21 protein-coding genes are annotated in these 26240 nt (G+C 59.5%); 14 read left to right on the top strand and 7 right to left on the bottom strand.

Features of this window, described 5'->3' with window-relative positions:
- Positions 1-56: 56 nt before the first annotated feature.
- The gene (gene rlmKL, locus ACTQ1S_RS06355; RefSeq protein ID WP_441547320.1) at positions 57-2624 is read right to left on the bottom strand and encodes a bifunctional 23S rRNA (guanine(2069)-N(7))-methyltransferase RlmK/23S rRNA (guanine(2445)-N(2))-methyltransferase RlmL; all 2568 of its coding nucleotides are present in this window, start codon (positions 2622-2624) and stop codon (positions 57-59) included.
- Positions 2625-2699: 75 nt separating this feature from the next.
- Here rlmKL and ACTQ1S_RS06360 point away from each other — a divergent pair, with 75 nt between their 5' ends.
- A complete protein-coding gene (locus ACTQ1S_RS06360; RefSeq protein WP_441547321.1) occupies positions 2700-3530 on the top strand; it encodes an HAD-IIB family hydrolase in 831 nt (276 codons plus the stop codon).
- Between the two features lie 41 nt (positions 3531-3571).
- Here ACTQ1S_RS06360 and ACTQ1S_RS06365 read toward each other — a convergent pair whose 3' ends face one another.
- On the bottom strand, positions 3572-4363 hold the full coding sequence (locus tag ACTQ1S_RS06365) for a DeoR/GlpR family DNA-binding transcription regulator (protein ID WP_195838607.1): 792 nt from the start codon (positions 4361-4363) through the stop codon (positions 3572-3574).
- A gap of 348 nt (positions 4364-4711) precedes the next feature.
- On the opposite strand from ACTQ1S_RS06365, the gene ACTQ1S_RS06370 reads away from it, so the two are divergent.
- From ACTQ1S_RS06370 to ACTQ1S_RS06390, 5 genes are all read left to right on the top strand, one after another.
- Positions 4712-5422 (top strand): transaldolase, encoded by a 711-nt coding sequence (locus tag ACTQ1S_RS06370; RefSeq protein WP_117564350.1) that lies wholly within the window; start codon positions 4712-4714, stop codon positions 5420-5422.
- Between the two features lie 9 nt (positions 5423-5431).
- Positions 5432-5878 (top strand): PTS sugar transporter subunit IIA, encoded by a 447-nt coding sequence (locus ACTQ1S_RS06375; protein ID WP_154517874.1) that lies wholly within the window; start codon positions 5432-5434, stop codon positions 5876-5878.
- A gap of 75 nt (positions 5879-5953) precedes the next feature.
- Positions 5954-6229 (top strand): PTS sugar transporter subunit IIB, encoded by a 276-nt coding sequence (locus tag ACTQ1S_RS06380; RefSeq protein ID WP_022094539.1) that lies wholly within the window; start codon positions 5954-5956, stop codon positions 6227-6229.
- A 71-nt stretch (positions 6230-6300) separates the two neighbouring features.
- On the top strand, positions 6301-7692 hold the full coding sequence (locus tag ACTQ1S_RS06385; protein ID WP_089573144.1) for a PTS ascorbate transporter subunit IIC: 1392 nt from the start codon (positions 6301-6303) through the stop codon (positions 7690-7692).
- A 325-nt stretch (positions 7693-8017) separates the two neighbouring features.
- Positions 8018-8722, top strand: coding sequence for a transaldolase (locus ACTQ1S_RS06390; protein WP_441067881.1), 705 nt, complete (start codon positions 8018-8020; stop codon positions 8720-8722).
- A gap of 224 nt (positions 8723-8946) precedes the next feature.
- On the opposite strand, the gene ACTQ1S_RS06395 is transcribed toward ACTQ1S_RS06390, so the two are convergent.
- The 4 genes from ACTQ1S_RS06395 to ACTQ1S_RS06410 all read right to left on the bottom strand — a co-directional run bounded on the left by ACTQ1S_RS06395 (position 8947) and on the right by ACTQ1S_RS06410 (position 15804).
- A complete protein-coding gene (locus ACTQ1S_RS06395) occupies positions 8947-11094 on the bottom strand; it encodes a Tex family protein (RefSeq protein ID WP_441547322.1) in 2148 nt (715 codons plus the stop codon).
- 475 nt (positions 11095-11569) lie between these two features.
- Positions 11570-13489 (bottom strand): ABC transporter ATP-binding protein, encoded by a 1920-nt coding sequence (locus ACTQ1S_RS06400; RefSeq protein WP_441547323.1) that lies wholly within the window; start codon positions 13487-13489, stop codon positions 11570-11572.
- A complete protein-coding gene (locus ACTQ1S_RS06405) occupies positions 13482-15305 on the bottom strand; it encodes an ABC transporter ATP-binding protein (RefSeq protein WP_441547324.1) in 1824 nt (607 codons plus the stop codon). Before ACTQ1S_RS06405 ends, ACTQ1S_RS06400 begins: the two co-directional genes overlap by 8 nt.
- The gene (locus ACTQ1S_RS06410; RefSeq protein WP_441017125.1) at positions 15298-15804 is read right to left on the bottom strand and encodes a MarR family winged helix-turn-helix transcriptional regulator; all 507 of its coding nucleotides are present in this window, start codon (positions 15802-15804) and stop codon (positions 15298-15300) included. Before ACTQ1S_RS06410 ends, ACTQ1S_RS06405 begins: the two co-directional genes overlap by 8 nt.
- A gap of 675 nt (positions 15805-16479) precedes the next feature.
- Here ACTQ1S_RS06410 and ACTQ1S_RS06415 point away from each other — a divergent pair.
- The 3 genes from ACTQ1S_RS06415 (at position 16480) to ACTQ1S_RS06425 (ending at position 19170) form a co-directional block, all read left to right on the top strand.
- Positions 16480-17304 carry a PfkB family carbohydrate kinase gene (locus tag ACTQ1S_RS06415; RefSeq protein ID WP_441048922.1) on the top strand — a complete coding sequence of 275 codons (825 nt, stop codon included), beginning with the start codon at positions 16480-16482 and terminating at the stop codon, positions 17302-17304.
- Positions 17297-17626: a TIGR04076 family protein gene (locus ACTQ1S_RS06420; RefSeq protein ID WP_427747806.1), complete on the top strand. Its 330-nt coding sequence runs from the start codon at positions 17297-17299 to the stop codon at positions 17624-17626. The genes ACTQ1S_RS06415 and ACTQ1S_RS06420 overlap by 8 nt, the downstream gene beginning before the upstream one ends.
- 182 nt (positions 17627-17808) lie before the next feature.
- Positions 17809-19170 (top strand): ATP-binding protein, encoded by a 1362-nt coding sequence (locus ACTQ1S_RS06425; RefSeq protein WP_432317693.1) that lies wholly within the window; start codon positions 17809-17811, stop codon positions 19168-19170.
- Between the two features lie 154 nt (positions 19171-19324).
- Here the strand turns inward: ACTQ1S_RS06425 and ACTQ1S_RS06430 are convergent, their stop codons facing one another.
- Positions 19325-19771, bottom strand: a complete 447-nt coding sequence (locus tag ACTQ1S_RS06430; protein WP_441048925.1) for a low molecular weight protein-tyrosine-phosphatase — start codon at positions 19769-19771, stop codon at positions 19325-19327.
- Positions 19772-20143: 372 nt separating this feature from the next.
- On the opposite strand from ACTQ1S_RS06430, the gene ACTQ1S_RS06435 reads away from it, so the two are divergent.
- The 5 genes from ACTQ1S_RS06435 to prfA all read left to right on the top strand — a co-directional run bounded on the left by ACTQ1S_RS06435 (position 20144) and on the right by prfA (position 25662).
- On the top strand, positions 20144-20791 hold the full coding sequence (locus ACTQ1S_RS06435; protein WP_441063894.1) for an isopentenyl-diphosphate Delta-isomerase: 648 nt from the start codon (positions 20144-20146) through the stop codon (positions 20789-20791).
- Between the two features lie 98 nt (positions 20792-20889).
- Positions 20890-22206 carry an ATP-binding protein gene (locus tag ACTQ1S_RS06440; protein WP_441538255.1) on the top strand — a complete coding sequence of 439 codons (1317 nt, stop codon included), beginning with the start codon at positions 20890-20892 and terminating at the stop codon, positions 22204-22206.
- A gap of 125 nt (positions 22207-22331) precedes the next feature.
- Entirely contained in the window at positions 22332-23198 is an 867-nt protein-coding gene (locus ACTQ1S_RS06445; RefSeq protein ID WP_154518349.1) for a hypothetical protein, read from the top strand.
- A gap of 114 nt (positions 23199-23312) precedes the next feature.
- Positions 23313-24206 carry an aldose 1-epimerase family protein gene (locus ACTQ1S_RS06450; RefSeq protein WP_441538257.1) on the top strand — a complete coding sequence of 298 codons (894 nt, stop codon included), beginning with the start codon at positions 23313-23315 and terminating at the stop codon, positions 24204-24206.
- Positions 24207-24594: 388 nt separating this feature from the next.
- Positions 24595-25662 (top strand): peptide chain release factor 1, encoded by a 1068-nt coding sequence (prfA, locus tag ACTQ1S_RS06455; protein WP_154518366.1) that lies wholly within the window; start codon positions 24595-24597, stop codon positions 25660-25662.
- The last annotated feature ends 578 nt before the right edge of the window (positions 25663-26240 follow it).

Here is a 26240-nt window from a genome sequence, read left to right on the forward strand (position 1 = left end):
CGGTCTAAATTTGCCTAATTCCAGGCAAAACAGTCCGTATTCCACCGCAACTTGGTTTATCTGCCCTTGGGCTTGCTGGCGTAGAACTTCTTCTTTTTGGGCTTGCCGGCGCAGGCAGGCTTGCCGTTGCCGCGCGACCCTCGGTCTCCGGCCTGCGCGTGCGCGGGCGCCGTTGCGCGGGGCTTGCGAGCCTCGGGGTTGCGCAGCTCTTCGGTTCGCTCTGCAATCTCCTCGGCGCTAAAGCCGACTTCGGCCATGGCGTCCTCGATGGGCAGGCGGCGCACGATATAGCAATGGTGCACCTTCTGGTTGCGCGCAAAGTCCTCGGGGATGGTCTGCGCCGTAATGTCCTCTAGCACGACGCCCGCGCACGCGAGCTTGCGCGTCTCGGGGCGGAAGCCGCGCAGGTTGCAGCTAAAGATGGCGTGGCCGCCCTGTGCGAGCAGGCGCGATACGCCGGCCAAAAGCTCAACATGGTCGCGCTGGACGTCCCAGGTGCGGCGGCCCATCTTTGATGAGTTCGAAAACGTGGGCGGATCGACAAAAATCAGGTCCCAGCGGTTGCGCGTCTGGCGCTGGACGCGAATCCAGGCAAGCACGTCGTCGCGCACAAAATGATGCTGCGGACCAACAAAGCCGTTCTGGCGCATATTGCGCTCGGCCCAGTCCAGGTAGGTGTTGGAGAGGTCGACCGTCACAGTTTCCTCGACGCCGCCGTCTGCCGCATAGCAGGTAGCGGTGCCGGTATAGGCGAACAGGTTGAGAAAGCGCCGCGCCTGCTTGGCGTGCTCGCGCACCAGGTTGCGGGTGACGCGGTGATCCAAGAAGATGCCGACGTCCAGGTAGTCGTCAAAGTTGACGGCAAAGGTAAGGCCGCCCTCCTCGATGAGCGGCAGACGACGGCGTGCGATATTGGCGCGCTCGCCCGAGCCGCCCTTGCCGGCGCCCTGCTTGCCGTACTGCGAGCCGCCGCGCGAACGCATGCGGGCCTTGGCGTGCACGTGCTCGGCGGGAACATCTAGGATGCGCGGCGCGATGGCCAGAATGTCGAGCATGCGGGCCTGGGCAAGCGCGGGATCGATGGTCTTGGGCGCGGCGTATTCGGCGATGACGAGCCAGCGGCCCGGCGTCTGCGGGCAGCCCTCGTATAGATCGATGGCGGCGGAGTAATCGGGTAGGTCGGCATCGTAGACGCGGTAGCAGCTCACGCCCTCGCGCTTTGCCCACTTGCGGCGCAGACGGGCGTTCTTGCGCAAGCGGTTGGCGAACTGCTCGGACTCGGGGATGAGCACGGGCAGCGGCTTGCCGTCGCCCAGGTCGAGCGTGGCGGCAGGTTCGGGCATGGGGGTGCTGGCGGCTTTGTCGTTGACTTCGTTGGTATCCGCAACCTCGGCCTCGGCATCTGCGCCGGTCGCAGCCTCAAACGCTGCGGCGGCGTGGTCGAGCGACGGCCAGACTTCGACGGTCGCCTCCTCGTTGTTGGGCATGACGGCGATCGAGCGCTCGGGCTCGGCGTGGAGCGAGCGGGCCAGCAATCCATCGCGGGTGAGCGCAGCGACCGGCGCCGCGGCAAGCTCGGGCGCGCGGCGCAGCTCGCCGACCAGCGTCATGGCGTCGTGCATGAGCGAAAGCGGGGTCTCGGTGGTGTCTGCGACCACGGCGGCACCGGCAACAGCGCCTGCATGGTCCAGCACGGTGGCTGGCTTGGCAGCGCAAAAGTCGACAAAACGCTTGTAGCCGGCGCACTTGACCATGCGCTCGGCAGTCTTGCGGGCAGCGGGGTCAATGTCCACGGCGACGATGCGCGCCTGGCGCTCGCGCGCCGCCGCCTCGCGCTCGCGTGCCTCGGCAAGCAGCTGCTCCCACAGGGCGGCGTCGTGCGGCTGCCAGCCCTCAAAGCCCCAGCGCTCGCGTGCAGCGCCCGGGGCGCGGTCGGTCAGAATGTTCACGGCTTCCAGCAGCAGACCGCCGCCGGCGCACGAGGCGTCGATCAGCGTGGGCAGGGCTTCGTTCTCGTAATCGTCGGCCGTCAACTCGCGCTCGCATAGCGCGGTCCAACCGACCTGCGCCAGCACCAGGGCGGCGTAGTCGGGGCGCAGCACGTGCGCGCCCTCGCCGGCGCGGGTCGCTGCGGGCGGCAGGCGCTTGAACAGCGGGTCGCCCGAAAGGTCCAGGCTGATGCTCGCGCGGCGCTGACGCAGCGAAAGCAGCAGGTGAACATCGGGATCGGCGGCATCGACATCGGCGCGACGGCCCGTGGTTTCGGCCAGGCGGTCGCACAATGCGTCCTTGGCGCGCAAGGCAGAGAAGCGTGTGTTGCGCAGCTGCTCGGTCACGCCGCGGGCGGTGATGGCGATGGTGGCGCCGGGACGGATGATGTTCTCCCAGGCGATGTCGTAAGCGCTATCGTACAGTTCATCGGCATCCTGCGCCTCAAAGCGCCCAAGAACCACGAACACGCGGCTCGCCAGGCGCGACCACAGACAGGCGCGGTAGCCTTCTTCGAGCTCGCCCTCAAACGTAGCGCGGCCCTTCAGCCGGCGGACATGCGAAAGCCCGAGGCGTTTAAGCTCATCGGCGAGTGCGGACTCAAAGCCCTCGGGGCAGCTTGCGTAAAATTCCATGGGTGACCTCTCTGGTTGCGTCGCTCCATTATATGATGGATGCTTCGTTTGCCCTTATCCTCGAAAGGAACCCATATGATTGATGCGTGCTCCGATTCCGCCGTGCTCTTTTTTGACGTGGACGGCACGCTGACGTCGTTCGATCCCGACGATATGACCGATAAGGACTTTTCGGCGGCTCGCCCCTCGCAGACGGTGGTTGAGGCGTTCCGTGCACTGCGCGATGCAGGGCACGAGGCATTTATCTGCACGGGTCGCCCCCTGTGGCTTATCGCCGATAGCCTGCGTGCGCTCGACCCCGCGGGCGTCGTGGCCATGGCAGGCGCCACGCTCGAGGTCGAGGGACGCGTGGTACACGAGGACTGCTTTGACGAGGACGTTGTCGAGGAGCTTGCACGCCGTATGGCCGCGGCAGGGATTGAGGCCTTTTTCGAGACCAACGTTGCTACTTTTGCCCTGGAACCCGCGGGTGTTGAGCAGTCGTCTCTGATCGGCACTTCTGTGGTGCACAGCACCGAGGAAATGCGCGTCGACGGCCGTCTGCGCGTGGGCAAGGTATGCCTCAATGTGCCCAGTTTGGCTCGCGTAGCCAACGATGACGGCTTTATCGAGCGCTATTTTGAGGCCTGCAACACCGGTGGCCAGAATCGCGAGCTGAGCCCCAAGGGCATCAACAAGGGCGTGGGCGTGGCGCGAGCGCTGACGTATCTGGGCCGCGAGGGAAATGCGCGCACCTTTGGCTTTGGCGATTCGGGCAACGACCTGGGCATGCTCGCTTCGGTCGAGACGGCTGTCGCCATGGGCAACGCCATGCCCGAGGTCAAGGCGGTCGCCGACTACGTGACCGACGATGTCGCACACGACGGCACCGTCACAGCGATGCGGCATTTTGGGTTGATTGAATAAATGGCCGGGTCGCCCGCAGGGGGGCGACCCGGCCATTTGAGCTATTTTGCAATATAGAGCTTGGGATGGCTGCGACTGCTCTCGATCGCCGCCGTCATGATACCCTCGTCGTCTCCATCAACGATGATGCCATCGAGGTCATCGATCTGCGCGGACTGATAAAAACTGGTCTTGTTGAACTTTCCCTGGTCAACCATCATGTAACTCTGGTTTGAGTTGGTCAGGTACATATGCTTGATCATGGCTGAGAAGTCGTGCTCGACGGTAAAACCGTGGTCGGGGTGGAATCCGTCGGCACTGACAAACGCCTTGTCGGCATGGAGTTTGCTCATGCAGTCGAGCGTTAGTGCGCCCGCGAGATAGAGGTGGCCCTTGCGCACGGAGCCGCCCAGCAGCACTACCGAAGCATTGGGGAGATTAAAGCTGGCATAGTTCGCGATTGCAAGATCGCCGGTGATAATGGTGATCTCACGCTTGTCCATGAGGGCCTTAGCGAAGTAAAAGCCTGTGGTGCCGATATCAATTACCAGAACATCGCCATCATCAACAAGAGTTGCCGCGGTTGCGGCGATGGCCTCTTTGGCCTCGACTTGGACATTGATACGCTCCTCGGGATACGAGATTGCGTTGGAGCGAGAAAGCGATACCGCTCCGCCGCGTACGCGACGCAGCTTGCCTTCGGATTCCAGCGAGACGAGGTCGTGTCGTGCGGTGACTTCCGAAACCGAAAAACGGCGAACGATGTCGGATACCGAGATATTTGGCTTTTCGGCCAGCCAGTTCATAATAAATCGCTGACGCTCGGCCGGTGAAAGGTCTGAAGTAGATGCCATATGCCGCTCCTTTTGAACGAAAGGCAAAAGATACGCCTTTCGTAATCGAAATATAACGTATCGATATGAAAAGGACAAGGCAAAATCGAATGAATCAAATGAACGGAATGGCATGTCCCAAATGCATGCGTAGCAGATAGTTTACACTTAAATAGCGTGTAGAGGGTCTTGTTCTGAAGGTGCCGCCCAAAAGAAGTACGTTCACACCCGATATTCGACCGTTCACGGAAAGATGACAATTGAGCTTTCGATAGCTTTTGAAATGGTTTATAAAAGAAAACCGAAAAGCTTTTGAAACAAAGAAGAAGGCTTTCGATAGCAATAGTGCTAGATGAGAAAGGACCGAACATGGCGATCAAGGTGTTTGCCGACGGCGCTAACCTCGAAGGCATGCTTGACATGCATGACAATGGTAACGTTCAGGGTTTCACGACCAATCCTTCCCTTATGAAGGCCGGTGGCGTGACTGACTACCGCGCTTTTGCCAAGACGGTTCTTGAGCACATCACCGATGTGTCGGTCTCTTTTGAGGTATTTGCCGACGACGAGGCGGGTATGGAAGCCGAGGCCCGCGAGATTGCAACCTGGGCAGACAACGTCTACGTTAAGATCCCGGCACTCAACACCAAGGGCGAGTCCACTGCCGCGCTGGTCAAGCGCCTTTCTGCCGACGGTATCAAGGTGAATGTCACTACCATCTTCACGCCCGAGCAGGTCGACGAGTTTGTCGATGCCGTCTCTGCCGAGACCCCCTCTATTCTGTCCATCTTTGCCGGTCGCATTGCCGATACCGGCGTCGATCCGCTGCCCCTCATGGCGGAGTCCGTAAAGAAGGCTGCCGTCAAGCCTGCTGCCGAGGTTCTTTGGGCGTCTACGCGCGAGGTCCTCAATATCTTCCAGGCGGAGTCCGTTGGCTGCCAGATCATTACGGTTCCCAATGCCCTTCTTGCCAAGCGCAAGAATTTCGGAAAAGATTTACTCGAGTACTCGCTTGATACGGTCAAGGGCTTCGCCCGCGACATTCAGGCACTTGGTTTCCATATCCTGCCCGAGGAGTAGGGGGCGAGCATGCTGACCGATCTTCTTAAGCCCGAGCTTGTTGCCTGCCACGTCGAGGCCTCCGATTGGGAGGAAGCGATCAAGGCATGCGGTAAGCTGCTCGTTGACGCCGGCAAATGCGACCAGAGCTATGTTGACGCCATGATTTCGTCGGTTCACAAATTCGGTCCCTATATGGTCTTGGAAGAGGGCATTGCCATGCCTCACGCTCAGGCCGATGGCAATGTGAGCGAGGCCGGCATCTGCATTGTCACGCTTGACCCTGCCGTTGCATTTGGACATGAGGATTTCGATCCGGTTCACGTGCTCGTGGGTATTTGCGCACCCGACCCCAAGGCTCATCTTGGCTGCTTGGCGGAGCTTTCGCAGATGTTCGAGGACGAGGACTGCGTTGCCAAGCTCAGCGCATGCGATACGCCCGAGCAGGTTTTGGAGACCATGCGTTCATTTTTTTAGGCCTTAATGGCACGGCGATGCGTCGCCGCTTTTGGATAGACGGAAAACCGTCACGTGTAGGAGAGGAAGGTTGCCATGCATATCATCACCGTATGCGGAAACGGCATCGGGTCTAGCCTGATGCTCGCTGGCAAAGTCGAGGAGCTTTGCGAGGAGGAGGGCATCAAGGCCGACGTTGAGTCTATGGACCTGAACGGTGCTTCTTCCGCAAATCCGGATCTGTTCATCACCGTTAAGGAGCTCGCCCCCGAGCTCCACGGCAACGTTGTGATCGTTCGCAGCTATGTGAACAAGAAGAAGATCCGCGAAGACGCCCTTGAGGCAATTAAGGCGGCCGCTGCTAACGCCTAAAGCGGCATAAAAAAGGGCGGTTCCCTGTGGAAGAGGGAACCGCGCCCACGTTAGAGAGAAAGGAAGCGCAGATGCAAGCCATCCTTCCCATACTTGAGTTTATCCAATCGATTCTGACCAAGCCAGCGTGGATCATGGGTCTGTTTGCCTTTGTGGGCCTTGTTGCGCTCAAGCGCCCTGCCCACAAGGTGATGACGGGAACCCTGAAGCCCATTCTTGGTTACATCATGCTGTCTGCTGGCGCCGCTGTTGTTCAGGAGAACCTTGCTCCGCTGGGGACCTTCATCGAGACCGGTTTCCACATCACCGGCGTCGTGCCTAACAACGAGGTCGTCGTTTCGATGGCTCAGAGCGTCCTTGGCGTTCAGACCATGATGATCCTGATTCTCGGCTACGTCGTAAACATTATCATTGCCCGCTTTACCAAGTTTAAGTACATCTTCCTGACGGGCCATCACAGCATGTTTATGGCTTGCCTGCTGTCTGCCGTTCTGCAGGCATCTGGCTTCCAGGATGTCCAGCTTGTCATCGTGGGCGGCATGTTCCTGGGCCTCGTGAGTGCTATGCTTCCCGCCGTTGGTCAGCGTTTCACCGAGAAGGTTACCGATGGCGATGAAATCGCCATGGGCCACTTCGGTTCACTCGCCTATTACATCTCCGCTGCAGTCGGTACGCTTTTTGCTAAGGACGCCGAGGAGAACAGCACCGAGAAGATCGAGGTTCCCGAGAAGTTTGCCTTCCTGCGCGACACCACCATCTCCACGGCTCTTACCATGGCTTTCTTCTACCTGGTTACCGCTTTTGCCGCTTACATCGCAGATCCTGCGGTCGTTACCAAGACCGCTGGCGGCGACAATGTGATCGTCTATGCCCTGACTTGTGCCCTGTCCTTCGCCGTCGGTGTCACTATCGTCTACAACGGCGTTCGCATGATTCTCGCCGACCTGGTCCCGGCTTTCCAGGGCATCTCCAACAAGCTGATCCCCGGTGCCATCCCCGCCGTCGACTGCGCTGTCTTCTTCCCCTATGCTCCCACCGCCGTCATCCTCGGCTTTGTCGCTTCCTTTATCGGTGGCGTTGTCGGTATGTTCATCGTGGGCGCTACCCTGGGCATCTTCATCATCCCGGGCATGGTTCCCCACTTCTTCTGCGGTGCTACCGCCGGTATCTACGGCAATGCTACCGGCGGTCGCAAGGGCGCAGCTCTTGGCGCTTTCGTCAACGGCCTGCTCATCACCTTTGCCCCGGCCCTGCTCCTGCCCGTTCTTGACGTCTTTGGCTTCAAGAACACTACGTTCGGCGACTTCGACTTCTCCGTCATTGGTATTACGCTCGGCCGCGCTGCCGAGGCCTTCGGTACCACCGGTGTCTACGCGATTCTCGCTGTCCTTTTGGTCGTCGCCTTCGTCCCCAACTTCATCCACACCAAGGGTGCTGTGATCAACCACGTTGAGGAAGAGTAATCCAGGCATACGTTAAGCCCTAATCGGGCGGAGCTCCGATAACCGGCTCCTACACGGAAGCGGTGACGTCTCAAATGAGGCGTCGCCGCTTTTTGTTTTGGAGCGGTTGTGAAAACGCGCCGGTGAAGCGCTGTTTCAGCGCCGCGAACGGAAGCAACCGCGATGATTAGCAAAAACGTTTTGCCGCTGGGGCGTCGATATAAAAATGATAAAACCGCAAAATCGTTCGCCGAGAAGATAAAAAAACCGCAGTTCACGCCTTGATAAACGTAGGTAAAGTGTTTAGCAGTTTATCGGCCGTATGCAAACGAAAGGAATCAGGCAGATGGCAATCAAGGTGTTCGCTGACGGTGCAAACCTCGAGGGCATGCTCGACATGTACGAGAACGGCAACGTTCAGGGTTTCACGACCAACCCGTCCCTTATGAAGAAGGGTGGCGTGACGGATTACCGCGCGTTTGCCAAGGAGGTTCTGGCCCACATCACCGATGTGTCCGTCTCGTTTGAGGTCTTTGCCGACGACGTCGAGACCATGGAGGTCGAGGCGCGCGAGATTGCTACCTGGGCAGATAACGTCTACGTCAAGATTCCATGCGTGACCACCAAGGGCGAGTCCACCGCCGAGCTGGTGCGCAAGCTTTCGGCCGATGGCATCAAGGTCAACGTCACTACCATCTTTACGCCTAAGCAGGTCGATGAGATGGTCGAGGCCGTTGACGCCGAGACGCCGTCTATCATTTCGCTCTTTGCCGGTCGCATCGCCGACACCGGCGTCGATCCCATTCCGTTTATGACGGAGTCAGTCAAGAAGGCCGCTGCCAAGCCCAACTGTGAGGTCCTGTGGGCGTCCACGCGCGAGCTCATCAACATTTACCAGGCCGAGGCCTGCGGTTGCCAGATCATCACGGTGTCCAACAGCATCCTGGCCAAGCGCAAGAACATCGGCCGTGACCCGTACGAGGTCTCGCTCGATACCGTGCGCGGTTTTGCCAAGGATATCGCCGCTTTGGGTTTCCATATTCTGCCCTAAGCAAGGGTACCCCCTGCAGCGACGTGCAAAATCGCGAGTTTTCAGCATGGTAAAGACTTTTACCAGCTGGTTGAAGCGCGGAACGGCCCCCGTTTTGGCCCTAAAACGCCAAAACGGGGGCCGTTTTTGCTTTTATGGCCCTCTGAAGCGCCGCGGGGCTATCGGGAGATGCTGAATACTCGCAATTTTGCACGCCGCGAAGAGGGGGACGTCCGCTTTGGCGGCTATTTGCCCTGCACCATGGTAAGCGAGATCTTCTTGCGGTCGCGATCGACCTTTTCGACCCACACCTTGACCGTGTCGCCGACGCGCACCACGTCGCTGGGGTGCTTGACAAAGCGGTTGGCCAGCTTGGAGATATGCACGAGGCCGTCCTGGTGCACACCCACGTCGACGAAGGCGCCAAAGTCCACGACGTTGCGCACCGTGCCCTTGAGCTCCATGCCGGGTTCCAGGTCGTCGATGGAAAGTGCTGAGCGGCTAAAGACCACCTCGGGCGCGTCGTCGCGCGGGTCCCGGCCAGGCTTCTTGAGCTCGTTGACGATGTCGATGAGCGTGAGGGTGCCGCAGTCCAGGTCGCTTGCCAGCGCCGAAATGCTGCCGATGCGTCTCTCGATATCGGGCACGCCGCCGCGGCTGAGCTCGCTTGCCGCCACACCTGCACGCTCCAGGACGGCCGTGGCCACCTCGTAGCTTTCGGGGTGGACGCTCGTCGCATCGAGTGGGTTCTTACCGCCGCTGATGCGCAGGAAGCCCGCGGCGTTGAGATATGCCTTGGGCCCCAGCTTGGGGACCTTCTTAAGCTGGCGGCGATCGGTAAAGGCGCCGTTCTCCTCGCGGTAGGCCACGATGTTTTTGGCTACGCTCGGCGTGATGCCCGATACGTATCCCAGCAGGCTCGCACTTGCGGTGTTTACGTCGACGCCCACGCGGTTGACGACGTCCTCCACCACATGTCCCAGGGTGCGCGAAAGCTCGGCCTGGTCAAGGTCGTGCTGGTACTGGCCAACGCCGATGGACTGAGGCGGAATCTTGACGAGCTCCGCCAACGGGTCTTGCAGGCGGCGGCCCAGGCTCATGGCGCCACGCACGGTGACGTCCAGGTCGGGATATTCCTGGCTGGCGAGCTCGGAGGCGGAGTACACCGATGCGCCGGCCTCGTTGACGATGGTGTATCGCAGTCCAGGCGCCTGCTCGGCGATGAACTCCGAGACGACTTCCTCGGTCTCGCGGCTGGCGGTGCCGTTGCCGATGACGATGGTGTTGACGCCGTCCTTCTTGACGAGGCGGGCGAGCTCACGCTTGGTGCCGGCGACGTCGTGGCGCGGCTTAGTGGGGTAGACCACGCCGTGGTCGAGTAGCTTGCCGGTCTCGTCCATGACGGCGACCTTGCAGCCGGTACGGTAGCCCGGATCGAGTGCGAGCACACGGGCACCGCGCACGGGGCGTGCCGAGAGCAGGCCCTCGAGATTCTTGGCAAAGACGTTGATGGCCTCGGTCTGCGCGCGGGCGGTGAGCTTGGCGCGGGCCTCGCGCTCCAGCGAGGGGGCCATGAGGCGCTTGTAACCGTCGGCGATGGCGGCATCAAAGACGGGCGCAAACACGCCCTGGCGTCGGGGCCAACGGCTGCCGAGGCGCGCCGTGGCGGCAGTGCCGTCGACGTTCACGCGCACGCGGAGCTTGCCCTCGCGCTCACCGCGGTCGATAGCCAGCACGCGGTGGTTGGGAATACGGCGCAGCGGCTCGTCATAGCTGTAGTACGGCTCGTAGGGAGTCTTCTCGGTGGGGTCGGTGGCCTCGACGACGATGTCGGCGGTGTTCTGCGTAAAGGCGCGCAGGTCGGCGACGTTCTCGGGGTCCTCGGCCACCGTCTCGGCCACGATGTCTGCCGCGCCGGCAAGCGCCTTTTCGGGCGTGTCGAAGCCGGCCTCCTCGTTGACGTATGCCGCGGCGGCGTCGAGTGCGCTGCCCTTGGCCGAGGCCTGCATGATGATCATGTTGGCGAGCGGTTCAAGGCCTGCCTCGCGGGCCTTCTGCGCGCGAGTCATGCGCTTTTTGCGGTAGGGCTTGTAGAGGTCCTCGACACGCTGGAGCTGCGTGGCCTCGCGAATCTGCTGCTCGAGTTCGGGCGTGAGTTTGCCCTGGGCGTCGATGAGCAGGATGACGTCCTCTTTACGCTGCTCAAGATTGCGCAGGTAGGACAGGCGCTCGTCGAGTGCGCGCAGGGCGACGTCGTCCATGCCGCCCGTGGCTTCCTTGCGGTAGCGCGAAATAAAGGGGATGGTGTTGCCCTCGTCGATGAGCTTGACGGCTGCCGCGATGTTGGCGGCCTTAAGGTTGAGCTCGCGGGCGAGCTGGGCGATAAGATCCATGGAACTCCTTGCGTTTAAGGTGCGTTTGCAGCACAGGGCTACCAAGGATACCACCCGACGTTCTGCCAAAGCAGTCTTTTTGGGACGGGGCTTTTTTAGCTACGGCGTTCCGTTAGCTTGACCAGTCTTTTTGGGACGGGGCTAAATTAGCTGTTTTTGGATTAGGGCTCAGTTGCGATTTGTTGATTCATCGATATTGGGATGGAGAACCAGCTAATTTAGCCCCGTCCCAAAAAGACTGTTCCTCCACCACCTCCCAAATCATCCTTACAAAACGAGGCCCTGGCCAAACGGCCAGGGCCTCACCACTTTTTTTCAGGCTGCGAGAAAAGACCGTGTGCGCAGGCGCTCCCCGAGGGAGACGGGGGTGTTTGCTCCGCGCGCAGTTTCGCAGCGAAGCGAGAATGTTTGAGCACGGAGTAAACACCCCGTCTCCCTCGGGGAGCTCCGTTGGGAGCGTAGGGGATGTTTTGAGCTACTCCAGCTCAAACGCTCCGGTATAGAGCTGGTAGTAATATCCGCGCTTGGCGATCAGCTCGTCGTGGTTGCCACGCTCGATGATGCGGCCGTGATCCAGGCAGATGATTGCGTCGGCGTTGCGCACGGTGGACAGGCGGTGCGCGATGACAAACGTCGTGCGGCCCTCCATGAGCTTATCCATGCCCGCTTGCACGATGGCCTCGGTGCGGGTATCGATGCTCGACGTGGCCTCGTCCAGAATCATTGCCGGCGGATCGGCGACGGCAGCGCGTGCGATCGAAATCAGCTGTCGCTGGCCCTGCGACAGCTGCGCGCCGTTGCCGGTGAGCATGGTGTCGTAACCGTCGGGCAGGCGGGTGATAAAGTCGTCGGCGCCCGCGAGCTTGGCCGCCGCGATGCACTCCTCGTCGGTGGCGTCCAGGTTGCCGTAGCGGATGTTGTCCATCACAGTGCCGGTGAACAGGTTCACGTCCTGCAGCACCACGCCCAGCGAGCGGCGCAGATCTGCCTTGTGGATCTTGTTGACGTTGATGCCGTCGTAGCGGATCTTGCCGTCGGCGATGTCATAGAAGCGGTTGATGAGGTTGGTGATGGTCGTCTTGCCGGCACCGGTGGCGCCGACAAATGCGACCTTCTGGCCCGGCTTGGCAAACACGGACACGCCGTGCAGCACCTCGTGGTCGGGCGTGTAGCCAAAGTCGACGTTGTCCATGACCAGGTCGCCGCGCAGCGGCACGTACTCGATCTCGCCGGTTGCACGGTGCGGGTGTTTCCATGCCCACATGCCGGTGTGGTGGTCGGCCTCCTCGAGCTGCCAGGTCTCGGGGTTCACCTGCGCGTTGACGAGCGTCACGTAGCCTTCGTCGGTCTCGGGCTTCTCGTCGATGAGCTCAAAGATGCGGTCGGCGCCGGCGAGACCCATGACCACGGCGTTGATCTGCTGCGAGATCTGACCGATCTGTCCGCAGAACTGCTTGGTCATGTTGAGGAACGGCACTACGACGGCGATGGAGAGCGCCATGCCCGAGAGGCTCAGGTTGGGCACGCCCAGCTCCAGGAAGATGCCGCCGGTCAGCGCGACCAGCACGTAGAGCAAGTCGCCCAGGTTCCCGAGGATCGGCATGAGGATGTTGGCGTACATGTTGGCCTTCTGCGAGACCTCGAAGAGCTTCTCGTTGCGCTCGTCAAAATCGGCCTCGACAGCGGACTCGTGACAGAACGCCTTGACGACTTTCTGGCCGTTCATGACTTCCTCGATATGGCCCTCGACCACGCCGAGCTCGGTCTGCTGCGCGATAAAGAAGCGCGCGGAGTTGGAGCCGAGCAGCTTGGTCATAAAGGTCATAAAGGCGACGCCGGCAATGATGACCAGGCACATCCACACGCTGTAATACAGCATGATGAAGAACACGGTGACGATGACGATGATCGTCATGAGCAGGTTGGGCAGCGATTGGCTGATCATCTGACGCAGCGTGTCGATGTCGTTGGTGTAGTGGCTCATGATGTCGCCGCGCTGGTGCGTGTCGAAGTAGCGAATCGGCAGGTCCTGCATGCGGTTGAACATCTTTTCGCGCAGCTTCTCGAGCGAGCCCTGCGTGATGACGGCCATGGCGCGGTTCCAGAAGAGCGAGGAGGCGACGCCCACGGCGTAGATGCAGCCGAGGGTGGTCACGAGCTTCAGAATCTTGGGCTGCGCGGCCGTCCAGTCGCCCGACTGCCACGATTCGCTAATGACCTGCAGCGCGCTCTGGAGAAACGTCGCGCCGATGGAGTTGATGATGGCGCAGAGCACAACGCCGGCGACGACGAGGGGCAAAAGCACCGGGTAGAAGCCAAAGAGCATCTTGATCAGGCGCGTCATGGTGCCGCCCTTGCGGTTGCGCGCGCGCTCGGCGGTAGCGGCCTTACTCATGTGCCTCGCCTCCTTCCTGAGTCTGAGCTTGCGGTGCGGATGCCTCGGTGTCGGCTGCGGCGGTCTCGCCCGCGTCCTCGCCTTCGGCACTCATCTTATTTTGCGAGGTAAAGGTCTCGCGGTAGATCTCGCTCGTCTTGAGCAGCTCATCGTGGTTGCCGATGTCCTTGATGCGGCCGCCCTCCATGACGATGATGCGGTCGGCGTCCTGAACGGAGCTGATGCGCTGGGCGATGATGAGCTTGGTCGTGTTGGGCAGGTAGCTCGCCAGGCCCTCGCGGATCTTGGCGTCGGTCTTGGTGTCGACGGCGCTCGTGGAGTCGTCCAGGATCAAGATCTTGGGGCGACGCAGCAGGGCACGCGCGATGCACAGGCGCTGCTTCTGGCCGCCGGAAACGTTGGAGCCGCCCTGCTCGATCCAGGTGTCGTAGCCCTTGGGGAAGCCGTCGACAAACTCGTCGGCGCAGGCCAGATGTGCGGCCTCGCGGACTTCCTCGTCGGTGGCGTTCGGGTCGCCCCAGCGCAGGTTCTCGGCGATGGTGCCGCTAAACAGCACGTTTTTCTGCAGGACCATGGCTACCTGGTGGCGCAGCGCGTCCAGGTCGTAGTCGCGCACGTCCACGCCGCCGACGCGCACGGTGCCCTCCGTGACATCGTACAGACGGGCGATCAGGTTCACGAGCGTCGACTTGGCCGAGCCGGTGCCACCGATAATGCCGATGGTCTCGCCGCTCTTAATATGCAGGTCGATATCGTCGAGCGCCTGGCGGCGGGCATGCTCGGAATACTTAAAGCTCACGTGATCGAAGTCGATGGAGCCGTCGGCAACCTCGTGCACGGGCTCGGTCGGGTTAGCGATCGTGGGCTCGGCGGCCAGCACCTCGGTAATGCGGTGCGCCGACTCATCTGCCATGGTCACCATGACAAAGATCATCGACAGCTGCATTAGGCTCATCAGAATCTGGAAGCCGTAGGTAAAGATGGAGGAGAGCTGGCCCACATCGAACAGGGTGCCCTGGCTCGTGATGATGAGCTTGGAGCCCAGGTAGATGATGACGACGAACGCGCCGTTGACGCAGATGTTCATCATGGGGTTGTTGAAGGCGAGCAACTTCTCGGCGCGGGTGAAGTCCATCTGGACGTCGCGCGCGGCGGTGGCGAACTTCTCCTTCTCGTAGTCCTGACGCACGTAGCTCTTGACCACGCGCATGCCGGTGACGTTTTCCTCGACCGATTCGTTGAGCGCGTCGTACTTGCGGAACACGCGGGTAAAGATCGGGCGCACCTTATAGATGATAAAGAACAGGCCAAAGCCCAGCAGCGGAATGATGACCAGGTAGACCATGGCGACGCTGCCGCCCATGGCGTATGCCATGGTAAAGGCAAAGACCAGCACCAGCGGCGAGCGCACGGCGATGCGGATGAGCATCATAAAGGCCTGCTGCACGTTGTTGATGTCGGTGGTGAGGCGCGTGACGAGCGAGGAGGTCGAGAACTCGTCGATGTTGGCGAAGCTGAACGTCTGGATCTTGTAGAACAGGTCGCGACGCAGGTTCTTGGCAAAGCCGCAGCTGGCATGGCTGCAGGTGATGCCCGCGGCGGCGCCAAAGGCGAGTGACGTCAGCGCGATGAGTACGAGAAGGCCGGCGGTGGGCAGCATCTCGGTAACGGCGGTGCCGTCCTTGATGGCGTCGATCATGTCGGCGGTGATAAACGGGATCATCATCTGGCAGATTACCTCGCCAAGCACCAGCAGCGGCGTAGCGATCGTGACCTTCATGTAATCGCGGATGCTGCCCATAAGGGTTTTAATCATCCAGTTCCTCCCAGGTTACGCGGATTTTCTCGAGCATCTCGGCGAGCTGTTCACGCTCGTCGTGGGTGAGCGCGCTAAAGGCCTGTTCCCTAAAGCGGATGCGCGAGGCTTGGTCGATGCGGGCCTTCTCCCAGCCGATCTCGGTTAGGCGAATGGTGAGCTGCCGGCGATCTTTGGGGTTACGGCTGCGCTCAATGAGGCCGTTGAGCTCGAGCTTGGACAGGATCTCGGAAAGCGACCCCGGCTTGAGGCCGAAGTGCATGCCGAGTTCCTGCTGCGACATCTCGCCGCCGGGCTGCTTGGCCAGTAGGCAGATGATGGGCGCCTTGCCGGACACGCCTCCGCCATGAAAATGCATGTAATGGCCGCAAAAGCCCAGGTTATTGAGGATGCGCTTGGCAAGCTTGTCTTCCGAGCTAACCGCTTCGGATACATCCGCCGGCTGTGACGGGTCGCCGCCGGGCTCGTGCGAACAAAGGCTAAGAGGTTCATCGCACATGAATTAGTGCTGCTCCTTTCTTTAGTTAGGTAGTGGAATTGTTTTGTGCCTAACCAATTTAGGAGCGTGAGAAATCAAAGTCAAGGTACCAAACTAGTGGTTACGCGGTTTTACCAAACCGCGTAACGGCTCGACGCTGCAAACCCGCCAGAGCGGCAATCTGCCTTTCAACTTCGGCGGCATGACCAGAAGGTCAATGCCGCCTCGTTTCAAGGCACCTTGCTCACTCTGGCGGGTTTTCGCTGACTTCGCCAAAACATCGGCGTTGCCCTTGTTGGGATAGTCGTTGGGGACGTTCTTGTTTGACTAGTCGTTTAAGAACGTCCCCAACGACTAACTTAAAAACTATGCCGGATTACGGGGCTGAATGACGGATTGCCGACCATGCCGAAATTGGTAAAAAGAAAACCGCAGGTAGAAGGTTCGCTATGATTTGAAAATAAGGGGTGTGGTTGGCTCATTCAGGTTCAGCCCCGTAATCCGGCATAGTTTTGAAATGGCACTGAATAAGTGGCGGCAAATGAGCCGCAATGAAGCAAGCTAGCCCCTCGTTTCCGAAACCTTTCCGCAACAATTTGCCCTTCGTGCCGCTCGACTCCGCTCGCAACGTCCCCTGCGCTACACTTAGTTGCACTGTGGCGCCGTTGCGCCGCGCCCGATCCAAGGGGGACACTCATGAAGAACACTCAGCTATTGCTGATCAACGATATGTGCGGCTACGGCAAGGTCGCGCTTTCCGCCATGCTGCCGGTGCTGTCGCACATGGGTTACCGTATCCACAATCTGCCGACGGCACTTGTGTCCGATACGCTCAACTATCCCAAGTTCTACATCCACGACACCACGGAGTACGTGCGTCAGAGTCTTGCCATCTGGGAAGAACTCGGCTTTGAGTTCGACGCCATCTCGACCGGCTTTATCGTGACCGAGGAAGAGACGCGCATCATCTCGGACTTTTGCCACCGCCGTGCGCAAAAGGGCACCAAGGTGTTCGTCGACCCCATCATGGGCGACAACGGCAAGCTCTATGCGGGCGTGCCCGAGTCCACGATTGGCCTTATGCGGCACCTGCTGGAGTGCGCAGACTACGCGGTGCCCAACTATACCGAGGCGTGCCTGCTTGCCGATAGGCCTATTGCCGAGCAAATTACGCCCGAAGAGGCCCGCGCCCTTGTGGACGCCGTGCGCGAGCTGGGTGCCAAGTCGGTGGTCATTACGAGCACCGTGGTCAATGGCACGAACGCGGTTATCGGTTACGACCATGTAGCGGGGGAGTACTTTACGATTCCCTTTGAGCTCATTCCGGTCTATTTCCCGGGCACGGGCGATACGTTCTCGGCAGTGCTCGTCGGCCGCGTTATGGCAGGTTGGAGTCTGCAGCGCGCGACGTCCGATGCCATGCGTGTGGTGGCCGAGCTTATCGAGCGCAATGCCGACCAAGAGGACAAGTCGGCCGGTCTTCCCATCGAGGCCTGCCTGGATGTGATTGACCATGAGTAATGCTGGCGAGGGCGGCATCAGGCCTGCGGGCGAGAACAAGCCACTCGGCGCGCCGCGGGGCAAGCGTCCGCGTATCCGAGTGAGCTGCGTGGACCAGTTGGGGACGTGTCGCTGCCACCATGGTCACAAGCCGGGCGACGTCTTCGACTTCGACCGCGATCGCGGCAAGATGTGCGCCATGGCCTGTCACGTTGGCTTTCCCTATATCGACATTCTGCGCTATGGCGGAACTGTGCCCGGCAACGAGCCCGGCACGGCAAAGTTCTGCTGCCCCGAGGTCGATACGCTGAACGTCTGGCTTGCCGAGATCGTCGACGAGTAGTTGAGCGCAATGTGGCAAAGGGACAGTCCATTTGCCACATTCGCCGGTGGTGCCCCTTCTTTTTGCTTATAATCTCAAATCTCTGCATTTCATCCGATTTTAGGTTCTAAAAATTCTGCGTTTCATCGATAATTAAGCGTATAAAACTTTGCATTTCATTTGATGACACTGAGGGGGAGCCTATGCTGCGCAGGAAAATAGCGGCAGAGCTGGAGCGTTGGCTGAAGTCTTCCGAGCAAAAGGCCTTGTTCATTACGGGTTCTCGCCAGATTGGCAAAAGCTATTCGATTCGCGCATTTGGCAAAGCCAACCATGCAACCTACATCGAGCTTAACCTCATGGAAAACCGCCAGGCAAAAGATGCTCTTCTCGAGGCGCGGGATGCCGATGATTTCATCAGCAGGGTGACGCTTCTTTCGGGAAAGTCGATTGCGCCGGGCAAAACGCTCGTGTTTATCGATGAGGTCCAAGAGGCCCCCGACATCATGACGATGGCAAAGTTCCTTGTTGAGGACGGGAGGTGCCGTTGGGCGTTTTCGGGGTCAATGCTCGGGACTCAGTTCAAGGGCGTCAGGTCCTATCCCGTGGGGTATGTCCACGAGCTTAGGATGTTCCCGCTCGATTTTGAGGAGTTTTGCTGGGCAATCGGGGTGAGCGAGGGGGCTCGCCAAACGATACGTGACGCGTGTATCAGCGAGAGGCCCATTCCTGATTACATTCATGACGCGATGATGGCAAACTTCAGGACCTATACCGTTGTCGGCGGAATGCCGGAGGTCGTGCAGCGTTTCCTTGACACGCAGGGCGACCTTGCCTCTGTTCGTCAGCTACAGTCAGAGCTCAATGAACAGTACCGGCGGGATATCTCCAAGTATGCAAGCGGGCGAGCCCTTCAGGTGCAGAGCATCTACGATCAGCTCCCTATTATGCTCGAGGGCGAAAACAAGCGCTTCGTGCTCAATTCCATTGACCCCAAGGCTCACTACGAGAAGTATCAGCGAGATTTTGTATGGCTTGTCGATGCCGGCGTTGCTCTCAAAGCCGATATCGTAACCGAGCCAAAATCGCCCCTGCTCAAGACGGCACGGCCATCGCAGTTCAAGCTCTATCAATCGGATACGGGCATGTTGATGGCGCGCTACCCCGTTGGAGTCGCCCAAGCGGCGTATCTTGATAGCAAGGAGCCCAATCTGGGCGGCATTTACGAAAACGTGGTGGCCCAGCAGCTGGCTGCCCAAAATCGCCAGCTTTACTACTATCAGACAAAAAAGCGCGGTGAAGTGGACTTTGTGGTCGATGGACCGGATGGGACGGCTGTTCCGATCGAGGTTAAATCGGGCTCCTATTACCACGCGCACGCAGCGCTCGGTCATGTGCTTGATACGGCTGAATATGGCGTAAGGCTCGGGATTGTTTTCTCGAGAGGCAACGTTGAGCGCAACGGAGCAGTTCTCTATTTGCCGCTATATGCGACCTGGGCCCTTTCGGATGTTTTGGGCGACTCCTGCGCCGAGGGGATAAAGCTGGAGGTCAAGCCGGTCTAGGGCTAGTCCCTTTGTCACATTCATGAGCGTGGGTTTTCTCCCGTTTAGAGCGCACTTGAACGCTCAAAGTGGGAGAAAACCCACGCTCATTTTTCATGTGGAAGATTATCCGCGCTTGTTTCGCGCCGAAGGCGTGGCCCGCGACCTCGCTTGCCTACAGCTGCTCGAGCATGGCCGTGCAGCCGGCGAGCACATCGCGGTACGTGGCATCGAAATTGCCGGTGTACCAGGGATCGGCCACGTCGCCGGGCCGCTCGGTCCAATCGAGCAAGCGCGTAATCTTGCCGTCGGGGTCGTCGCCAAAGATGCGACGCAGGCCACGCGCGTTCTCGTCGTCCATATAGACAATGTGGTCCCAGTCGCCATACTCCGCGCGACGCACCTGGCGTGCGCGGTGGGCGACGACGGGAATCCCGACTTCGCGCAGCTTGGCAACGGTGCCGTGGTGTGGCGGGTTGCCAAGCTCCTCGGTCGAGGTCGCGGCGGAATCGATGACAAACTCCACCTCGCGCCTAGCGCGGCGCACGAGCTCGGTAAACACCGACTCGGCCATCGTCGAGCGGCAGATGTTGCCGTGGCAGATAAACAGTACGCGTTGCATAGGGCGATACCTTTCATATAGAAGGCTGCTAAAGAGTCGAAGCCGGGCGCATGCCAAGTTTTATTTCTTGGCCAGTTTGAAGTAGCGCTCAAATATCAATTCGAAAACGTAATAGAACATCAATCGGCTGTCGAGGTCCATGCTGCCCAAGCGGATTTCTTTTTGCACGGTGTAGATGGGGTAGTCGGCTAGTTTCGAGAGGGAATTTCGAGAAAAGCAAGTGCGTGAAGCATGACACCGAGAACAGGCACATGAGCAGCGCCAAGCTAATGTGACAAAGAGGCAGTCCCTTTGTCGCAGGCTGCGCTTGCCTGTATAGTCGCAATACAGGCGAAGATGGTCTCAGGTACATCGCGGGCGACAGGGGACCCCATGGGTGTGCACACGACAAAGATTGCAGTGGGCGAGGGCAAGTTTGCGCTCATGGCCCAGCTGACGGTGACGCCGCGAGGTATGGCGGTGTACGCCTGCTCGCCGGAGTTCGCGCACCTGGGCGCCACGGCACAGGCCATTCCGCGTCCCGAGCCCGGCCGCATCGAGGCCCATGCCGGCGAGGGTATTCTGCATCAGGCATTTCTGACGCTTCTGGTAGAGGGCCGGGGCGAAGACGCGCGCCTGCTGCTCTGTCGCCGCAGTCCGCTCAAGCGCCTGTGGGGCGGGGTGCTGGCCGATAGCTGCGCCGGCCATCCGCTTCCCGGGGAAGACGTCGCGGCCGCCACGGCGCGCCGCATTAACGAAGAGCTTGGCATTACGCGCGAGCCCGATCAGCTCGAGCACCTCGGACACGTGGTGTACCGCGAGGACCACGGCGACGGTCGCTGCGAGTGCGAATGGTGTGAGGTCTACCTTGCCCATGTTGAGCCGGGCGAGCTGCATATCAACCAAGAGGAGATTTCGGAGGTGCGCCGCGTGGCCCCGTCCGAGCTCGACGGCTACCTGCAGGGTCACCCCGAGCAGCTGGCCCCTTGGCTCCGCGAGGCCCTCGAGGCCCCCTCCATTCGCGCTGCCCTCGCGATGTGACAAAGGGGCAGTCCGTTTGTCACATTCCATGCCTTATAAACTTGCAAAAAATGCAAGTTTATAAGATTTCATGTCTGGTCGGGCGCTAGGGAGACTCTATGGATATCGTTCGCCGAAGCCGTTATCTTGATCGACTCATTGCTTTTCAGGATACCGACCTCATCAAAATCGTGACGGGCATACGCCGTTGTGGCAAATCAACGTTATTGGACATGATGAGGGACTATCTGGCGCAACAGGGGGTGCCAGCCGAGCGTTTGCTGACCTTTAAGATGGAATCTCTAGAGTACGCGGGAATTACGGATTATCTGACGTTTTATCGTATGGTTCGGGAGCGCATCGACGGCATCGATCATCCCTACCTGTTCTTTGACGAGCTCCAGAATGTCGAAGGTTGGGAAAAGGCGGTCAACTCGCTCCGAGTGGATTTGCCGTGCGATATCTATGTCACGGGCTCCAATGCCTTTTTGCTATCGAGCGAGCTCGCAACGCTTATCTCGGGCCGATATGTCGAGGTCAAGATGCAGCCTCTCACGTTTGGCGAATATCTTGATTTTCGCTCGATTGATGCGGTCGCCGCTGAAGGGCTTGGTGAGAGGGTCGAACTTGTTTCCAAGACGGGCGATCGCCTTAATTCAAATACCGTGCTTGAGCAGTACATAACCTATGGCGGCATGCCGTTTCTGGCCCATGATGAGCCGAGACGTGAGCTGTGTCGCGACTATATCCGTAGCCTCTACCAGACGATCGTCGCGCGCGATATCCTGTCGCGTGTGACGCGTAGGGGTCGCGGAGCTATCACCAAGCGCGATGTTCTCGAGCGGCTCTGTGCGTATCTGGCAGACAACATCTCCAACCAAACCTCGGTCAACAAAATCGTAGGGACGCTCAACGAATCAGCGGGCGGTAAGACCAACGCATCGACGGTGTCGGCATATATTGACGCTCTGGAAGAGACGTACCTGTTTACCAAAGTAAAAAGGTATGACATCAAGGGGCGGAAGCTTCTTAAGACAGGCGGTAAATATTACATAGCTGATACGGGAATTCGCAGCTATCTTGACGGATATAGAGGTAGCGATAGCGGAAGGATGCTCGAGAACGTCATCTACAACCAGCTTGTCTTTGAAGGATACGAAGTGTTTTGCGGCCATCTACGCGCAGGGGAAATCGACTTTGTCGCAATCGGCGAGGGATCAGACCGCAAATATATCCAGGTTACCGAACGGATCGATGCCGAGGCGACGAGGGAACGCGAGCTGCGACCGCTCAAGCTAAGCACGCTAGGAAAAATTCCTGATTCGTATGAGAAGATCCTGATTGTCAGGGATGGCGACCATCCAACGGACATCGATGGCATCAGAATCGTGGGGGCAGTCGACTTCTTGTTGAGAAATAAGATTACCCGCGGCTAAACGTAAACAGATCCGTTTCGATGCGACAAAGGAGCAGTCCTTTTCGCATTCCGTGCGAGCCCTCGTGCCGTCTGGGGGTATAAGGCTAGCAAGTGTTTATTTGCGAGGCCTAAGGGGCGCCCCGTATGGATATCGATAACTTTGAATGGTGGTATAGCGAGGGCGAGGTTCCGGACGAGGAGTGGGACGAGCCCGCGCCGCATGACGTGTCGAGCGACGAGGACGAGAGCGGCGACGATGCCGTCGAGACGGACGCCGCTTCCGACTCGGCCGAACCCCTAACCTTTGAACAGGCCTGGGCCCAGGCTGAGGCCGACGAGGCAAAGGCCGACGCCACGGCCACACTGGGTGAGCCGGCCGACATGTCCATCTCGCCGGCAAGGACCCCGCAGCCGCGTCACACTATCGACCCCGACAGCACGGCATCCTTCAGCATTCTCGACGTGCCCGCGCAAGGCGCTCAGGCGCCTGCGCCCACGCATCGCCCCGATCTGGCTCGCGAGGAAGGCGCGGGCCGGCGCTCTCCGCTCGGCCCCATCCTCATCGCCTTCATGGCCGGCGTTATCGCCTGCTCGGCAATCGGCAGCGTTTGGAGCCATGTTGAGCAGCAGCGCCAAGACGCCGCCAAGGTCGAGATCTCCGTCGAACAATCGCTCAGCCGTACGCGCTCGGTGCATGTGTCGGTCGAGGTCAAGGACGGCGCGACGTGGGATACCGCGCGCGGCGACAGCCAGATGCTCATCCATATCGTAGGCCGCACGCTCAAGGGACAAGCGATCGACGAGCACCAATACGTCAATTCCGAAGGTGACGGTATCGAGCTCAAGCCCGGCGACTACGAACTTACGGTCGATGAGCCACCTGTCGCCACCGACGGCACGCGTTTTCGTGCCTCGAAAAGAATGGTTCCCGCGAGCTTTAACTCGCGGGCGCCCGATACGGTCGACACCACCTCGCAGGGCGGGTTTGACCTTTACGTGGATACCCAGTAGGCGCTCGCCGCCCATTTCCGCTATGGCTACTCAATAATCGCCTGCCGTCCCGTTCCGCCGCCAAGAGTGGGACAATAGTCCTCGACACTATTGTTTACTTTTGGAGGAAGTAGCATGTCTACCGTCACTACCATCAGGCGCGGCGGCCTCACCGCGGCCATCGATTCCATGGGCGCCCAGCTCACGAGCCTTGCCCTCAACGGCAACGAGTATCTGTGGCAGGGCGATCCCGCTTTTTGGGGCAAGCATGCGCCCATCCTGTTCCCCATTGTGGGCTCGCTGCGCAACAACACGGCGACGTCTGCGGCCGGCAGCTGCGAGATGGCGCGCCACGGCATCGCGCGTATCGTGGAGCACAAGATCGTCGAGGTGTCGGAGGACGGTTCGTCCGTCACCTACGAGATTACCGATACGCCCGAGTCGCTCAAGGCCTTCCCGTTCCACTTTAAGCTCAACATGACCTATGCCCTGACTGGCGACGCCACTCTTACGCAGACCTTTGCCGTCACCAACACCGGCGACGTGGACCTGCCGTTTTCGGTGGGCGGCCACCCCGCATTTAACGTGCCCGTTCCCGGTGCCGAGGACGAGGCGTTCGAGGATTACGAGCTGGCGTTTACCGAGGCTTGGACTAACGAGGCGCCCATCATCACACCCGATGGCCTTATGACGTTCGAGGGAAGCTACAAGGCTCCCGATAACTCGGACGTGCTGCCCATCACACACCGTAGCTTCGACAACGACGCCATTATGTTCACCGATACCCCGGGCTCCACGCTCACGCTGCGCAGTCGCAAGTCGGGCCACGGCGTCAAGATTGACTTTGAGGGCTTTAAGTACATTGGCGTGTGGTCTGCCGCCAACGACGCCCCGTTCGTGGCGCTCGAGCCTTGGACCGGACATACCACCATGGACACCGAGGACGACGTCTTCGAGCACAAGGTCAACACCATCACCTTGGCTCCCGGCGCCACCGACAAGCGCGCCTTCGAGGTTACGCTGCTCTAGAGGTTCCGCCGTTCTAACGAACGGCGGACCGGTCGACGCTGCGCGCCACCCAGAGCGACAATTTGTCATTCAAAAGGCAAGGCATGACCAGAAGGTCTATGCCTTGCCTTTTTCATGCCAACCTGTTCGCTCTGGGTGGCGCTCGCTGGCATTGCCGAATCATCGACGTCCCCAACGACTACGTCCACTCATTCCGTGCGGGTTATATGCAGGTTTGCCTGCGCACGCTATCATATATGGGTTAGACCGCAACTATGTACCCTATACGCGAAGGGATGCGCATGTATCTGAAAATCGACATGTTCTAGCTGGGCTTACCCCGCAACGGCGCCATGCGCCCCATCAATTCCGCCGATTTTCACCTTCACGCATATAAAGGAGTTCCGCCATGCGCGACAAGCTCGAAAAGATCATCAAGGCCTACGAGGAGCTCGAGAAGAAGCTTTCCGACCCGGCCGTCGCCTCCGACATCAAGGAGTTCACGCGTCTCAACAAGGAGTACGCGCACCAGTCCGACCTCATTGCCGCTGCGCGCGAGTACATCGGCGCGCTCGACGACATCGAGGCTGCCAAAGAAATGCTCCGTGACACTACCGATGCCGACGAGAAGGAGATGCTCCAGATGGACATCTCCGAGAACGAGGACAAGCTTCCCCAGCTCGAGGAAGACATCAAGTACATGCTCATCCCGAGTGACCCCAATGACGACAAGAACACCATCGTCGAGATCCGCTCCGCCGCAGGTGGCGACGAGGCGGCCATTTTCGCCGGTGACCTGTACAAGATGTACCAACGCTTCTGCGAGTCGCGTGGCTGGAAGACCACCGTGCTCGACTCCAGCCCCAGCGAGGCCGGCGGTTTTAAGTCCATCGAGTTCAAGGTCGAGGGCGACCGAGTCTACTCCGTCATGAAGTTCGAGTCCGGCGTGCACCGTGTCCAGCGCGTTCCCAAGACCGAGTCCCAGGGCCGCATCCAGACCTCCACGGCAACTGTCGCCGTGCTTCCCGAGGCCGAGGAGATCGACGTTCAGATCAACCAGTCCGACCTGCGCATCGATACCTACTGCGCCTCCGGTCCTGGCGGTCAGTGCGTTAACACCACCTACTCCGCCGTGCGCATTACCCACCTGCCCACCAATACCGTGGTGCAGTCGCAGGAGCAGCGTTCCCAGATTCAAAACCGCGAGGTCTGCATGCAGATGCTGCGTGCCCGTCTGTACGAGATGGAACTCGAGAAGCAGCAGGCCGAGCTCGGAGCCGAGCGCCAGAGCCAGATTGGCCACGGAAACCGTTCCGAGAAGATCCGTACTTACAACCAGCCCCAGGACCGCGTGACCGACCACCGTATCGGTTTCAACTCCACCTACAACGGCGTCCTTCTGGGCGACCAACTCGGTGCCGTCATCGAGGCGCTTGCCGCCGCCGAGCGTGCCGAGAAGCTGGCACAGGCCGTGTAGTAGGTTCCGCCGTTCTACCGAACGGCGGACCGGCCGACGCTGCGCGCCGCCCAGGGCGACAATTTGTCATTCAAAAGGCAAGGCATGACCAGAAGGTCTATGCCTTGCCTTTTGAATGACAAATTGTTCGCCCTGGACGTCGCTCGCTGTCCGTCCTCTACCTGCGGCGGGTAGTCATTGGGGACTTATGCTCAACCTGCGGCGCCTCAGAGGTAGTCATTGGGGACGTTCTTAAATGACTAGGTTGGGTAAATTACTTTTCGAGTTTATTTAATCTACTTTGTTGGAAATTAAGCTGCCTACCTGCTCAAAGTAATTAACAGCCTTCATCTGCAATTGAAAATATTGCTCGAAAAATCGTCCAAGAAGTCGCGGGGCCCTTTTTGGTGCGTCGCACGTCAAGTGATTTGGCAAGTTCTTGGTTAGATATTGGTCAGTTTTGGGGCAACCTTGCCAAAAGCTTGACGAATGCAAATCTAGACGTCGGCGAATGAACACTTTGAGCGAGCCCGGTGCAAAATTCTGGGCTGATTCTCGATAATCGCTTCCAATCGTCTCTCGCCGCGTGCCGCCCTCGC

Origin of the sequence: Collinsella sp. LCP21S3_D3, assembly GCF_052118305.1 — a bacterium.
Classification (GTDB): Bacteria; Actinomycetota; Coriobacteriia; order Coriobacteriales; family Coriobacteriaceae; genus Collinsella.

Coding starts and splice junctions, on each gene's coding strand:
- rlmKL (WP_441547320.1), bottom strand. CDS start 2,624: ATGGAATTTTACGCAAGCTGCCCCGAGGGCTTTGAGTCCGCACTCGCC.
- ACTQ1S_RS06360 (WP_441547321.1), top strand. CDS start 2,700: ATGATTGATGCGTGCTCCGATTCCGCCGTGCTCTTTTTTGACGTGGAC.
- ACTQ1S_RS06365 (WP_195838607.1), bottom strand. CDS start 4,363: ATGGCATCTACTTCAGACCTTTCACCGGCCGAGCGTCAGCGATTTATT.
- ACTQ1S_RS06370 (WP_117564350.1), top strand. CDS start 4,712: ATGGCGATCAAGGTGTTTGCCGACGGCGCTAACCTCGAAGGCATGCTT.
- ACTQ1S_RS06375 (WP_154517874.1), top strand. CDS start 5,432: ATGCTGACCGATCTTCTTAAGCCCGAGCTTGTTGCCTGCCACGTCGAG.
- ACTQ1S_RS06380 (WP_022094539.1), top strand. CDS start 5,954: ATGCATATCATCACCGTATGCGGAAACGGCATCGGGTCTAGCCTGATG.
- ACTQ1S_RS06385 (WP_089573144.1), top strand. CDS start 6,301: ATGCAAGCCATCCTTCCCATACTTGAGTTTATCCAATCGATTCTGACC.
- ACTQ1S_RS06390 (WP_441067881.1), top strand. CDS start 8,018: ATGGCAATCAAGGTGTTCGCTGACGGTGCAAACCTCGAGGGCATGCTC.
- ACTQ1S_RS06395 (WP_441547322.1), bottom strand. CDS start 11,094: ATGGATCTTATCGCCCAGCTCGCCCGCGAGCTCAACCTTAAGGCCGCC.
- ACTQ1S_RS06400 (WP_441547323.1), bottom strand. CDS start 13,489: ATGAGTAAGGCCGCTACCGCCGAGCGCGCGCGCAACCGCAAGGGCGGC.
- ACTQ1S_RS06405 (WP_441547324.1), bottom strand. CDS start 15,305: ATGATTAAAACCCTTATGGGCAGCATCCGCGATTACATGAAGGTCACG.
- ACTQ1S_RS06410 (WP_441017125.1), bottom strand. CDS start 15,804: ATGTGCGATGAACCTCTTAGCCTTTGTTCGCACGAGCCCGGCGGCGAC.
- ACTQ1S_RS06415 (WP_441048922.1), top strand. CDS start 16,480: ATGAAGAACACTCAGCTATTGCTGATCAACGATATGTGCGGCTACGGC.
- ACTQ1S_RS06420 (WP_427747806.1), top strand. CDS start 17,297: ATGAGTAATGCTGGCGAGGGCGGCATCAGGCCTGCGGGCGAGAACAAG.
- ACTQ1S_RS06425 (WP_432317693.1), top strand. CDS start 17,809: ATGCTGCGCAGGAAAATAGCGGCAGAGCTGGAGCGTTGGCTGAAGTCT.
- ACTQ1S_RS06430 (WP_441048925.1), bottom strand. CDS start 19,771: ATGCAACGCGTACTGTTTATCTGCCACGGCAACATCTGCCGCTCGACG.
- ACTQ1S_RS06435 (WP_441063894.1), top strand. CDS start 20,144: ATGGGTGTGCACACGACAAAGATTGCAGTGGGCGAGGGCAAGTTTGCG.
- ACTQ1S_RS06440 (WP_441538255.1), top strand. CDS start 20,890: ATGGATATCGTTCGCCGAAGCCGTTATCTTGATCGACTCATTGCTTTT.
- ACTQ1S_RS06445 (WP_154518349.1), top strand. CDS start 22,332: ATGGATATCGATAACTTTGAATGGTGGTATAGCGAGGGCGAGGTTCCG.
- ACTQ1S_RS06450 (WP_441538257.1), top strand. CDS start 23,313: ATGTCTACCGTCACTACCATCAGGCGCGGCGGCCTCACCGCGGCCATC.
- prfA (WP_154518366.1), top strand. CDS start 24,595: ATGCGCGACAAGCTCGAAAAGATCATCAAGGCCTACGAGGAGCTCGAG.